This is a genomic window from Streptomyces sp. NPDC058240 (assembly GCF_042882135.1).
Taxonomy (GTDB): domain Bacteria; phylum Actinomycetota; class Actinomycetes; order Streptomycetales; family Streptomycetaceae; genus Streptomyces.
The window spans coordinates 30,470-42,630 of sequence record NZ_JBHVWT010000018.1; the positions used below are offsets into that span (position 1 = coordinate 30,470).

12 protein-coding genes are annotated in these 12,161 nt (G+C 71.7%); 5 read left to right on the forward strand and 7 right to left on the reverse strand.

Going from position 1 to position 12,161, the window contains the following annotated elements:
* Positions 1-3: 3 nt before the first annotated feature.
* Entirely contained in the window at positions 4-657 is a 654-nt protein-coding gene (locus ACFVX4_RS25425; RefSeq protein ID WP_072485872.1) for a response regulator transcription factor, read from the reverse strand.
* A gap of 360 nt (positions 658-1,017) precedes the next feature.
* On the opposite strand from ACFVX4_RS25425, the gene ACFVX4_RS25430 reads away from it, so the two are divergent.
* Positions 1,018-1,191: a hypothetical protein gene (locus ACFVX4_RS25430; RefSeq protein ID WP_266427810.1), complete on the forward strand. Its 174-nt coding sequence runs from the start codon at positions 1,018-1,020 to the stop codon at positions 1,189-1,191.
* An 81-nt stretch (positions 1,192-1,272) separates the two neighbouring features.
* Here ACFVX4_RS25430 and ACFVX4_RS25435 read toward each other — a convergent pair whose 3' ends face one another.
* Both ACFVX4_RS25435 and ACFVX4_RS25440 read right to left on the reverse strand, forming a co-directional pair.
* Positions 1,273-2,091: an inositol monophosphatase family protein gene (locus ACFVX4_RS25435; protein WP_389981131.1), complete on the reverse strand. Its 819-nt coding sequence runs from the start codon at positions 2,089-2,091 to the stop codon at positions 1,273-1,275.
* A gap of 36 nt (positions 2,092-2,127) precedes the next feature.
* Complete coding sequence (locus ACFVX4_RS25440; protein ID WP_389981133.1) at positions 2,128-3,255, reverse strand: ferrochelatase; 1,128 nt, start codon at positions 3,253-3,255, stop codon at positions 2,128-2,130.
* Positions 3,256-3,407: 152 nt separating this feature from the next.
* Here ACFVX4_RS25440 and ACFVX4_RS25445 point away from each other — a divergent pair, with 152 nt between their 5' ends.
* Positions 3,408-4,655 (forward strand): MFS transporter, encoded by a 1,248-nt coding sequence (locus ACFVX4_RS25445; protein ID WP_389981135.1) that lies wholly within the window; start codon positions 3,408-3,410, stop codon positions 4,653-4,655.
* Positions 4,612-5,934 carry a D-arabinono-1,4-lactone oxidase gene (locus ACFVX4_RS25450; RefSeq protein WP_389981137.1) on the forward strand — a complete coding sequence of 441 codons (1,323 nt, stop codon included), beginning with the start codon at positions 4,612-4,614 and terminating at the stop codon, positions 5,932-5,934. The genes ACFVX4_RS25445 and ACFVX4_RS25450 overlap by 44 nt, the downstream gene beginning before the upstream one ends.
* Before the next feature lie 63 nt (positions 5,935-5,997).
* Here the strand turns inward: ACFVX4_RS25450 and ACFVX4_RS25455 are convergent, their stop codons facing one another.
* A complete protein-coding gene (locus ACFVX4_RS25455; RefSeq protein WP_389981139.1) occupies positions 5,998-7,029 on the reverse strand; it encodes a hypothetical protein in 1,032 nt (343 codons plus the stop codon).
* Between the two features lie 497 nt (positions 7,030-7,526).
* On the opposite strand from ACFVX4_RS25455, the gene sepH reads away from it, so the two are divergent.
* Entirely contained in the window at positions 7,527-8,594 is a 1,068-nt protein-coding gene (sepH, locus tag ACFVX4_RS25460; RefSeq protein WP_389981141.1) for a septation protein SepH, read from the forward strand.
* A 133-nt stretch (positions 8,595-8,727) separates the two neighbouring features.
* On the opposite strand, the gene ACFVX4_RS25465 is transcribed toward sepH, so the two are convergent.
* The gene (locus tag ACFVX4_RS25465) at positions 8,728-9,555 is read right to left on the reverse strand and encodes a sulfurtransferase (protein ID WP_389981143.1); all 828 of its coding nucleotides are present in this window, start codon (positions 9,553-9,555) and stop codon (positions 8,728-8,730) included.
* A 233-nt stretch (positions 9,556-9,788) separates the two neighbouring features.
* On the opposite strand from ACFVX4_RS25465, the gene ACFVX4_RS25470 reads away from it, so the two are divergent.
* Positions 9,789-10,565 (forward strand): VOC family protein, encoded by a 777-nt coding sequence (locus ACFVX4_RS25470; RefSeq protein ID WP_389981145.1) that lies wholly within the window; start codon positions 9,789-9,791, stop codon positions 10,563-10,565.
* A gap of 21 nt (positions 10,566-10,586) precedes the next feature.
* On the opposite strand, the gene ACFVX4_RS25475 is transcribed toward ACFVX4_RS25470, so the two are convergent.
* Both ACFVX4_RS25475 and ACFVX4_RS25480 read right to left on the reverse strand, forming a co-directional pair.
* Positions 10,587-11,459 (reverse strand): PaaX family transcriptional regulator C-terminal domain-containing protein, encoded by an 873-nt coding sequence (locus tag ACFVX4_RS25475; protein WP_389981147.1) that lies wholly within the window; start codon positions 11,457-11,459, stop codon positions 10,587-10,589.
* Between the two features lie 44 nt (positions 11,460-11,503).
* Positions 11,504-12,154, reverse strand: a complete 651-nt coding sequence (locus tag ACFVX4_RS25480) for a thymidine kinase (RefSeq protein WP_266427783.1) — start codon at positions 12,152-12,154, stop codon at positions 11,504-11,506.
* Positions 12,155-12,161: the final 7 nt, after the last annotated feature.

Here is a 12,161-nt window from a genome sequence, read left to right on the forward strand (position 1 = left end):
CCGTCAGATCCGGTAGCCGGAACCGGGCACGGTGACGATCACCGGCGGCTCGCCGAGTTTCCGGCGCAGCGTCATCACGGTCACCCGGACGACGTTGGTGAACGGGTCGGTGTTCTCGTCCCAGGCCTTCTCCAGCAGCTGCTCGGCCGAGACGACCGCGCCCTCGCTGCGCATCAGGACCTCCAGCACGGCGAACTCCTTCGGCGCGAGCTGGACCTCCGTCTCGCCCCGGAAGACCTCGCGCCGGTTGGGGTCGAGCTTGATGCCGGCCCGCTCCAGGACGGGCGGCAGGGCCACCGTCGTACGTCGGCCGAGCGCCCGCACCCGCGCGGTGAGCTCGCTGAACGCGAACGGCTTGGGCAGATAGTCGTCGGCACCCAGCTCCAGGCCCTCGACCCGGTCGCTGACGTCCCCGGACGCGGTGAGCATGAGCACCCGGGTGGGCATGCCCAGCTCGACGATCCGGCGGCAGACGTCGTCGCCGTGCACCAGGGGGAGGTCCCGGTCCAGCACCACGACGTCGTAGTCGTTGACCTCGATGCGCTCCAGGGCCGCCGCACCGTCGTACACGACATCGACGGCCATGGCCTCCCGGCGCAGTCCGGTGGCCACCGCATCGGCGAGCAGTTGCTCGTCCTCCACGACGAGTACGCGCACGGCGCTGTCCTTCCTTAGAAACTTCAGAACGTCTCGAAGTGCCCACGGTCCGTGTTCCGGACACCCGTCGGCACTGGTCTGTGCGGCTCCATCCTGCCCGCAACGCGCATAAACCGGCGGTAAGACGACGCTGCCCGACCTGGGGCTCAGCGGAATTCACCGGATCTACCGGCCAGTTGAGGTTTCTCCGGTCCCCGGCCCGGGGAGGACGAATTCACACCCGCGATCACGCCTTGAATGTGGCGTACCACAGGCCACTCCGTCCCCGGAGAGCGCGTGATCACCCGCCCTACCGCCTCCGTGCGGAGGGAAACCCCGGGCACACCCCCGTGCCACCGACCCACGATGAGGGGGCGCATTATGGACGCTTTCACCGCAGGTCTGCTGCAGCGGATCAAGACCACCGAGTACGACCTCACGAGAGCTCGGGAGACGGGCGACGACTTCCTCGCGGATGTCGAGCAGAGCGAGCTGGAGGACCTTCACCGCCTCGCCGCCGAGCATGGCGTCGAGATCGGCGCCACCAGCGTCTGAGCACCTCGGCGAGGAGGGCCCCTGATGCCGTGACCGGTGTCAGGGGCCCTTCTCGTGTGCCGGCGGACGCAGTCGGCGGTTCTAGTCGTGCCAGGCGCCGAACTCCTCCAGGAGGGCCTGCAGCGGCTCGAAGACGCCCGGCGTCGCGGCGACGGTCAGGTCTCCGTCGGCGGGGAGCCCGGGACGCCCGCCGGTGTGCGCGCCCGCCTCGCGGGCGATGAGGTCGCCGGCCGCGAGGTCCCAGGGGTGGAGCCCTCGCTCGTAATAGCCGTCGAGCCGGCCCGAGGCCACATCGCAGAGGTCCACGGCGGCGGAACCGCTGCGCCGGATGTCACGAAGGCGCGGGATCAGCTTCTGAGCCACGTCCGCCTGGTGCGTACGGACGTCGCTGACGTAGTTGAAACCGGTCGAGACGAGCGCCTGGTCGAGCGGCGGCGCGGGCCGGCAACGCAGCGCGGCACCCTCGCCGTACGCGCCGCCCCTGGCGTACGCACCACCGCCGAGCACCGCCCGGTAGGTCTCGCGGCGCATCGGGGCCTCCACCACGCCCACGACCCGCACGCCGTCCCGTTCGACGGCGATGGAGACGGCCCAGGTGGGCAGTCCGTACAGGTAGTTCACGGTGCCGTCGAGCGGGTCGATGACCCAGCGGATACCGCTGCTGCCCTCGGCACTGGCCCCTTCCTCACCGAGGAAGCCGTCCTGCGGGCGGCGTTCGCTCAGGAAGCCGGTGATCAGCTTCTCGGCGGCGATGTCCATCTCGGTGACGACATCGATCGGGCTGGACTTGGTCGCGGCCACGCCCAGATCGGCCGGGCGGCCGTCACGGAGCAGCGCGCCCGCGCGGCCGGCTGCCTCCAGGGCGAGGTCGAGCAGTTCGGACAGGTTCGGGTCGGTCACGGCTCTCCAGGGGTCTGCGGGGGTACGGCGGGACTCCTACGCGTACGGGCTGTCGGCACCCGCGGCGGCGGGCTTGGGGGCCCGTGCCGGGCAGCAGCCGACCGGGCAGAGGTCGTGGCCCGGTCCGAGCTCGCCCAGCGCGCACCGCTCCCCGCCCTGTCCCCGCTCGGTGGCGGCACGCTCCAGCACCAGTTCGCGCACGGCCGCGGCGAACCGCGGGTCGGCGCCCACGGTCGCCGACCGGCGCACCGGCAGCCCCAGCTCGGCGGCCTTCGCGGTGGCCTCGGTGTCGAGGTCGTACAGGACTTCCATGTGGTCCGAGACGAATCCGATGGGGGCCATCACCACGGCGGGCACGCCGTCCGCGTGCAGCGCCTCCAGGTGGTCGCAGATGTCGGGCTCCAGCCAGGGGATGTGCGGGGCGCCGCTGCGCGACTGGTAGACGAGCTGCCAGGGGTACTCGACGCCGGTCTCCTCGCGCACCGCGTCGACGATCAGCCGTGCGACGTCGAGGTGCTCGGCGACATAGGCGCCGCCGTCGCCGTGCGCCTCCGCGGGACCGGAGGTGTCGGCGGCCGAGGTGGGGATGGAGTGCGTGGTGAAGGCGAGGTGCGCCCCGGCCCGTACGTCCTCGGGGAGGTCGGCCAGGGCGGCGAGGACGCCGTCCACCATGGGCGTCACGAACCCGGGATGGTTGAAGTAGTGCCGGAGCTTGTCCACCCGGGGCACCGGCAGCCCCTCCGCCTCCAGGGCGGCCAGGGACTCGGCGAGGTTCTCCCGGTACTGCCGGCAGCCCGAGTAGGAGGCGTAGGCGCTGGTGGCGAGGACGGCGATGCGGCGGTGCCCGTCGGCGGTCATCCCGCGCAGGGTGTCGGTGAGGTACGGCGCCCAGTTGCGGTTGCCCCAGTACACCGGCAGGTCCAGTCCGTGCTCGGCGAAGTCCTTGCGCAGGGCGTCCAGCAGGGCCCGGTTCTGGGCGTTGATCGGGCTGACGCCGCCGAACAGGAAGTAGTGCTTGCCGACCTCCTTCAACCGCTCCTCGGGGATGCCTCGGCCACGGGTCACGTTCGCCAGGAACGGGACCACGTCGTCCGGGCCTTCGGGGCCGCCGAAGGAGAGCAGCAGCAGGGCGTCGTAGGGAGCGGGATCGCGCAGATCGGACATGACACCGATCCTGCCACCCGCCTCGGACAGCCCTCCCACCGACATCTGCCCCGGGCCCACCCCACTGTCGGACCGATCGCCCCGACCGTAAGCTGTATCGGTTACCTTCACGTATTACAGGCGTGTGCGATCACGCTGTTCCGGAGCCCTCCTTGCCCAGTCCCTACCGCGCGATATTCGCCGCCCCCGGCACCAAGGGGTTCTCGGCGGCCGGATTCCTCGGCCGGATGCCGCTGTCCATGATGGGCATCGGCGTGGTGACCATGATTTCCCAGCTCACCGGCCGCTACGGACTCGCCGGCGCGCTCTCCGCGACGCTGGCGATGTCGGCGGCGGTGCTCGGGCCGCTGATCTCCAGGCTCGTCGACCGGCACGGGCAGCGCCGCGTCCTGCGTCCCGCCACCCTCGTCGCGCTGGCGGCGGTGGCCGGACTCCTGATCTGCGCGCAGCAGCGGCTGTCCGACTGGACGCTCTTCGTCTTCGCGGCGGGCGCCGGATGCGTCCCCAGCGTGGGCTCGATGATCCGGGCCCGTTGGGCGGAGATCTACCGCGGTTCGCCGCGCGAGCTGCACACCGCGTACTCGTGGGAGTCGATCGTCGACGAGGTGTGCTTCATCTTCGGGCCGATCATCTCGATCGGTCTGTCCACCGCCTGGTTCCCGGAGGCGGGGCCGCTCCTGGCCGCCGGGTTCCTGCTGGTCGGTGTCCTCTGGCTGACCGCGCAGCGGGCCACCGAGCCGGTTCCGCATCCGCGCCGGCAGCACACCGGCGGCTCCGCGCTGCGTTCCCGGGGTCTCCAGGTGCTCGTGGTGACGTTCGTGGCCACCGGTGCGATCTTCGGGTCCATCGACGTGGTGACGGTGGCCTTCGCCGAGGAGCGCGGCCACAAGGCCGCGGCGAGCCTGGTGCTGGCCGTGTACGCGCTGGGGTCCTGCCTGGCCGGCGCGGTCTTCGGCCTGCTCCACCTCAAGGGGAAGGCATCCACCCGGTGGCTGGTGGGCGTGTGTGCGATGGCCGTGAGTATGATCCCCCTCCAACTGGCCGGGAACCTGCCGTTCCTGGCCGTGGCGCTCTTTGTCGCGGGTCTCGCCATCGCACCGACGATGGTCACCACCATGGCCCTCGTCGAACAGCACGTACCGCGCACCGAACTGACCGAGGGCATGACCTGGACCAGCACCGGGCTCGCCGTCGGGGTGGCGCTCGGCTCCTCGGCCGCCGGCTGGGCGGTCGACGCGTCGGGGGCCGAGGCGGGGTACGCGGTACCCGTCGTGGCGGGAGCGCTCGCGGCCGCGGTGGCGTTCCTGGGGTATCGCCGGCTCAGCGGGCCGGTTCCCGAGAAAGGGCGCGCGGAAGATGACCGACACCGACGCACGGACGACGACGAACGCGTGGCGTAACTGGGCGGGGAATGTCAGCGGCCGTCCGGTACGGGCCGTGTCCCCCGCCTCCGTGCCGGAGCTCGCCGAGGTGCTGCGCCGGGCGTCCGAGGACGGCCTGCGGGTGAAGCCGGTCGGCACCGGGCACTCCTTCACCGCGACGGCGGCCACCGACGGCGTACTGATCCGCCCGGACCTGCTCACCGGCATCCGGAACATCGACCGCGAGGCGATGACGGTGACCGTCGAGGCCGGCACCCCGCTGAAGCGGCTGAACACCGCCCTGGCCCGCGAGGGCCTCTCGCTCACCAACATGGGCGACATCATGGAGCAGACGGTCGCGGGCGCCACCTCGACCGGCACCCATGGCACCGGCCGTGACTCGGCGTCCATATCCGCGCAGATCCACGCCCTCGAACTGGTCACCGCCGACGGCACGGTGCTGACGTGCTCGGAGAAGGAGAACGCCGACATCTTCGCCGTCGCCCGGATCGGGCTCGGCGCGCTGGGTGTCATCACGGCGATCACCTTCGCCGTGGAGCCGGTCTTCCTGCTGACGGCACGCGAGGAGCCGATGACCTTCGACCGGGTCACGGGCGACTTCGACGAGTTGGTCGCCGAGAACGAGCACTTCGAGTTCTACTGGTTCCCGCACACCGGGAACTGCAACACCAAGCGCAACAACCGCAGCGCGGGCCCCGCCGCCCCGCCCGGAAAGGTCAGCGGCTGGATCGAGGACGAGCTCCTCTCCAACGGGATCTTCCAGGTGGCCTGTTCGCTCGGCCGGGCGGTCCCCGCCACCATTCCGTCGATCGCCAAGCTCTCCAGCCGCGCCCTGTCGGCCCGTACGTACACCGACATCCCGTACAAGGTCTTCACCAGCCCGCGCCGGGTCCGCTTCGTGGAGATGGAGTACGCGCTGCCGCGCGAGGCCGCCGTGGAGGCACTGCGCGAGGTGAAGGCGATGGTCGAGCGTTCGCCGCTGCGGGTCAGCTTCCCGGTGGAGGTCCGTACCGCCCCCGCGGACGACATCGCGCTCTCCACGGCCTCGGGCCGCGACAGCGCGTACATCGCCGTCCATCTCTACAAGGGCACGCCCTACCAGGCGTACTTCACGGCGGTCGAGCGCATCATGACCGCCCACGGCGGGCGCCCGCACTGGGGCAAGGTCAACACCCGCGATGCCGAGTACCTCGCCGGGGTGTACCCGCGCTTCGGCGAGTTCACCGCCGTACGCGACCGGCTGGACCCGGACCGGCTCTTCGGCAACGACTACCTGCGCCGGGTCCTGGGCGAGTAGGGCTTCCCGGCCCGCGACAGCCCCGCGCGCCCCGGGCGTACGTGCCCCGGGCGCCGGGGCCGTTCACTGCCCGGTGTCCGTGCCGGCGGTGGCGCCGTCGCCCGGTGCCGGGGCCGCGCCCCCGCCCGCGGGGTCCGTGCCGGCGGTGGCGCCGTCGCCGGGCGCCGACGGGGAGGGAGTGGCCGCCGGAGACGGGCTCGTACGGTCACCGGTGTTGCCGGACGGCGTGGGACCGGGCGTCGGATCGGCCGAGGAGTGGTCGCCCTGACCGGCGTCCGGGTTCTGGCTCCGGCCGCCCTGCGGGTCCGTACCGGGCGTCGTGCCGCTCTCCTGGCCCGGCGTCCGCTCCTGGCCGGGGCCGGTGCTCGTCGACGGCGCCGGATCGTCCGACCCGGAACTCCGCTCCCCGCCGCGCACGACGGAGCCGACGGTCGTGCCCTGGCCACCGCTCAGGTCGTTGCCGGAGATCAGCTCGTACGTGGTGATTCCGGCCATCGTGAGGACGAAGACCACGGCCGCCCCGAGCGCCGACCGCTTCCAGCCGCGGATCCGGGTGCCGTGCGTGGTGGCGTCGGAGAACTCCTCGTCCGGGTCCGGGCGCCCCGTGGTGAGCAGCTGGGTCGCGTCGAGGGGCCGCAGCATCCGCGTACGGTCCGGATCGTCCGCCGCATCACTCGGCGCGGTCGCGGCGTCCGCCCTGCGCAGCACGGTCGTGGCGTCCACGGCGGGCATCATCGTGGTGGCGTCCGTGGCTCCGGCGGGAGTTCCGGCAGGCGGCCGTCGCGCCCCCTTCACCGCACGCGCACCGCTCGTCTCACGCGTATGCACGGTCACCTCACGGTCCGGGTGCTTCACCTGGACCGTGACCTCGCGGATCTGCTCCCCCGTACGCCGGAAGAAGTGCTGGAAGACCGAACCGCCACAGGTGGCGACGACGCTCATCACTCCGGCGCCGAGGATCGTTCCGTACACACCCAGCTGGGAGGCCGCCACCGCTGCCGCGACCGCCGCCACGGCACTGCCCGCCACCTGCGGCAGGCTCAGATCGATACGCCTTTCCTTGGGTTCTATGTCACTTTCCGGCTTCTGTACCATTTCCAGCCCTTGATTGACATCTCTCCCACCATGCAACAGGAAGGGACATTTGAGCGAAGTGATTGGTTCCGCTTCCGGGGATTCTGTGAAGCAGGACACGCGCGAGGGGCGCACCACCCCGGGCCGGGCGACTCAACTCCCGCACCTCACGAGAACTTCGGCGGCGCGGCGGTCCACCCTCGTGGCCCGAATGGAGTACTGTGGCGAGCCCTGGGGCCGGACTCCCGTGTGGGTGTCCGGGATCTTCGGGAGGGGGCCGAAGGAGGCACTCGATCCGGCGGCGCCACGGCATCGCACGGGGACTGGCTACATGAGGTGACCAACAGTCACTTTCTGTTGCAGAATAGGTCACCGTGTCATACCGGCGATCAAGGGCTCACGCCCGACACGCCGGGCAACACGGCAATGTTGTGGCAGGCTGCACCCGGGCAGGCCACACTCGACTAGCGGAAGCAGCGACGCACGTGACGTCGGCAGGCACCACCCGGGAGGTCCCCATGCCCGAACTGCGTGTCGTGGCCGTCTCCAACGACGGCACACGACTGGTGCTCAAGGCTGCGGACAGCACGGAGTACACGCTTCCCATCGACGAGCGGCTGCGAGCCGCCGTGCGCAACGACCGCGCGCGGCTCGGCCAGATCGAGATCGAGGTGGAGAGCCACCTCCGCCCCCGCGACATCCAGGCGCGGATACGAGCCGGTGCCTCCGCGGAGGAGGTCGCCCAGTTCGCCGGGATCCCCGTCGACCGTGTCCGCCGCTTCGAGGGCCCCGTGCTCGCGGAGCGCGCCTTCATGGCCGAGCGGGCCCGGAAGACTCCCGTGCGCCGTCCCGGCGAGAACACCGGCCCCCAGCTCGGCGAGGCGGTACAGGAGCGGCTGCTGCTGCGCGGCGCCGACAAGGAGACCGTCCAGTGGGATTCCTGGCGCCGGGACGACGGCACCTGGGAAGTCCTGCTGGTCTACCGCGTCGCGGGCGAGCCGCACTCGGCGAGCTGGACGTACGACGCGCCGCGCCGGCTCGTCCAGGCCGTGGACGACGAGGCGCGTTCGCTGATCGGCGAGACCGACGATGTCGCCGCGCCCGAGCCGAGCTTCCCGTTCGTGCCCCGGATCGCCCGGCTGCCGCGCGACCGGCCGCTGGACCGCGCCCTGGACCGCCAGATGGAACGGCCCACGGCCCCGCCGCCCCCGCCCGAGCCCGAGGAGCACATCGCGTCCGCCTCGGCCGGTGAGCGCGACTCGCTGACCAGCCTGCTGGAGGCGGTGCCGAGTTTCCGTGGCGACATGGTGGTGCCGGAGCGGCCGGCTCCGCCCGAGCCGCCCGCGATCGAGCCCGCCGCGCAGGAGCCGGAGGCCGACGAACCGCCGGCCGCAGCAGCCTCCGCGGGCGCCGGTTCCGCCTATGCGGATGTGCTGATGCCGCGGGCGGTGGCCGGTCATCGCGACCGGCTGACCGGTACGACGGACCGCCAGGCCGAGGCGGACGGCGTCCGGCCGGGCCGCCGGGCCGCCGTACCGACCTGGGACGAGATCGTCTTCGGCACACGCCGCAAGAAACAGGACTGAGCGGGGTGACCACGGCATGAAGAGGGCCCGTACGCCACTGCGTGCGGGCCCTCGTGCCGTGTGCGTCCGCCGCGCCTCGCGCTTACGGGTCCGGGGGCCGCAATGCCGGTCGGTGCGGCCGGCGCGCGTTCCGTTACTGGGGTTCGGGCCCCGTGGCGACCGGGCGGGACTTGTCGCCGGACCACTCGGACCAGGATCCCGCGTACAGCGCCGCGGGGATGCCGGCGACGGCCAGGGCCAGCACTTCATGGGCGCCGGAGACCCCGGAGCCGCAGTAGACGCCGATCTCAGCCGCCCGGTCGGTGCCGAGCCCCCTGAAGCGCTCCGCCAGCACCTCCGCGGCCAGGAACCGGCCGTCGTCACCCGTGTTCTCGGAGGTCGGGGCCGAGACGGCGCCCGGGATGTGGCCGCCCACCCGGTCGATCGGCTCCACATCGCCCCGGTAGCGCTCGGCGGCACGGGCGTCGAGCAGCAGACCGGAGCGGGCCAGCGCCGACGCCCCGTCCGCGTCCAGCACAGCCAGCGCACCGGGAACGGGCCGGAAGTCACCCTCGGCCGGGGCCGGATCCTCCTTCTGGAGTTCACCCGGCCAGGCGGCGAGACCACCGTCCAGGACCCGGACGTCCGGGTGCCCCGTCCAGCGCAGCAGCCACCAGGCGCGCGCGGCCGCCCAGCCCAGGCCACCGTCGTACACGACCACCGGGGTTTCCCGGGAGACGCCGGCCCGGCGCATCACCGCCCCGAACACCTCCGGATCGGGCAGTGGGTGACGGCCGCCGCTACCTGCCGGACCTGCGAGTTCCGCGTCCAGATCGACAAAGACCGCACCGGGAATGTGCCCGGTCTCGTAGTCGGGTCGCCCGTGCGGGCCACCCAGTTGCCAACGTACGTCGAGGAGCACCGGCGGACGTGGCCCCGCCGACTCGCTCGCGTATTCGGATGCGGTGATGATGGGCTTCATGGGTGCCATCCTCGCGCAGGAGCCATCCCACCCGTAGCACCGTCGCAACGGACATACCACACTAAACCGGTCTCCCATGGTCGAGATCCCGGAAAGTGCGGCGCGGCCGGAGCACTTCGTGCGCCGGGTGGTGCAAATATCTGCACGGGGCGTACACATCCCGTACCGCATGACGGCACGTCGGCCCCGTTCCCCCCGTACGGCCACCCCGATGGTCCGAGGAGAGAGTGACGATGACCGAGGCTGCCGCTCCGCGTACGCCCGGAACACCTTGCTGGGTGAGTCTGATCGTGCACGGCCTGAGCGCGACCCAGGACTTCTACGCCGATCTGTTCGGCTGGGAATTCGTGCCGGGTCCGGACCAGCTGGGTCCGTACGTCCGGGCGCTGATCGACGGGAAAGTGGTGGCGGGCATCGGACAGCTGCCGCCCGACCGGCACCTGCCGGTCGCCTGGACGACCTATCTGGCCACCGACGACGCAGATCTCACGGCGGAGACCATCCGGTCCTGCGGCGGCACGGTCGCCGTGGGGCCGCTCGACGCGGGCGAGGCGGGCCGGCTCGCCCTCGCCTCCGACCCCAGCGGTGCGGTCTTCGGGGTCTGGCAGGCCGCCGCGCATGTCGGCACGGCGCTCGCCGGGGCTCCCGGCACACCGGTCTGGAACGAGCTGGTGACCCGCGAGACCGCGACGGTCTGCAAGTTCTACCAGACGGTTTTCGGCTACGAGGCGGAGGCGGTCGTCTCGGCCGACTTCGACTATCAGACCCTGCATCTGGCGGGCCGCCCGGTGGCCTCGCTGCACGGCGTCGGCCACGCCCTGCCGCGCGACCGCGGTCCGCACTGGATGACGTACTTCGAGGTCACCGACACCGACGAGGCGGCCCGGCGCGTGGTGGAGCTCGGCGGATACATTCTGCAGCCGCCCCGGGAGGCGTCGAGCGGCCGGGTGGCGACCGTGGCGGACCCGGAGGGCGCGGTGTTCACGATCGTCCGGTCGGACCCTCGCTGAGCGGTCCGGCAGCGGGGAACGTCAGCGCGCCCGGACCCGTTCGACATGCCGGTGGGCGGGGCCGGCCAGCCGGGCGTGCATCTCGTCGAAGAGCTCGGAGGCGTGCGTTCCGCTCCATTCGCCGGGCAGCAGTTCACGCGCGACACCGGGATCGAGATAGACGAGCCGGCGCCAGTCGGTGAGGACCCCGGTGTACGCCGTGAACGCCTGGCGGTCCGTCACTGCGGTGCCGTTCGCGATCCGCTCGGCCACCGGACGGTGCGCGGCGAGGAATTCGACGTACAGCCGCTGGAGCCGGGCGGTGTCCCACCAGGAGCGGACCTTCGCGGCGAGTTCGTCTTCGTCGCCCCCGCCGGCCGACAGGTAGTCGGCCCGGAAGAGATCGGCGTACGAGCGCAGTCCGTGCCTGGCCAGCATGGACTCCGCCTCGTCGTGCACATGTCCCGGAGCGATCCACACCCCGGCCGACACGGAACCGAAGCCGAGCCGGGTGAGCTGGGTGCGCAGGGTGTGCCGCTTGGCGCGTTCGGACTCGGGCACCGAGAAGACGACCAGCACCCAGCCCTCGTCCACGGTGGCCCGCCGGGCCGCGAAGATGCGCGGATCGCCGTCGCGCAGTATCCGCTCGGTCTCGGGTGAGATCCGGTATCCGGCCGCTCCGGACACCGACTGGGCCTCCAGCAGTCCGGCCCGCTTCAGCCGGGACACGCAGGAGCGTACGGTCGGTGCCTCGACGTCGAGGTCGGCGAGCAGCTGGATCAGCGAGGCCACCGACATCCAGCCGTCGGTGTCACGTGCGTACAGCCCGTAGACGGTCACGATCAGCTGCCTGGGCTGCACCTTGCCCAGCGGGCCCGGTCCGGACCCGGTCCCTTCCCCGCTCACCGTGTTCACAGCGTCATCCTAAGCAGCCTCGCGGGGGCGCCGACGGGGCGGGTTCAGACGGAGGTGACGGGCAGCACGTCCGGCGACAGCGCGCCCGCACGGGCGCTCGCGCTGGTCGTCCTGCGCTGGTGGTGGCGCCGGCACAGCACCTCGTAACCGACCTCGCCCGCCTGCTGGTTGACGTCTCCCACGACCACCTGGGCGCCCTCGACGACCATCTCGCCGCCGACCGTCCGGGCGTTGTGCGTGGCCCGTGCGCCGCACCAGCAGAGCGCTTCGACCTGGAGCGTCTCGACCCGGTCGGCGAGCTCGATCAGACGCTGGGATCCGGGGAACAGCTTGGTCCGGAAGTCGGTGGTGATGCCGAACGCGAAGACGTCCATGTCGAGGTCGTCGACGATGCGTGCGAGCTGGTCGATCTGGACGGGAGCCAGGAACTGCGCCTCGTCCACGATCACGTAGTCCGCCCGGCCGCCCCGGCTTATCCGGTCGACGAGATGGGCGTACAGATCCATGCCCTCATCGGCCTCGACGGCCTCGGTGACCAGTCCCAGACGCGAGGAGAGCTTGCCCTCCCCCGCCCGGTCGTCACGGGTGAAGATCACGCCTTGCAGGCCGCGTGCCGAACGGTTGTGGCCGATCTGCAGCGCCAGCGTGCTCTTTCCGCAGTCCATCGTTCCGGAGAAGAACACAAGCTCGGGCATGAGGAAC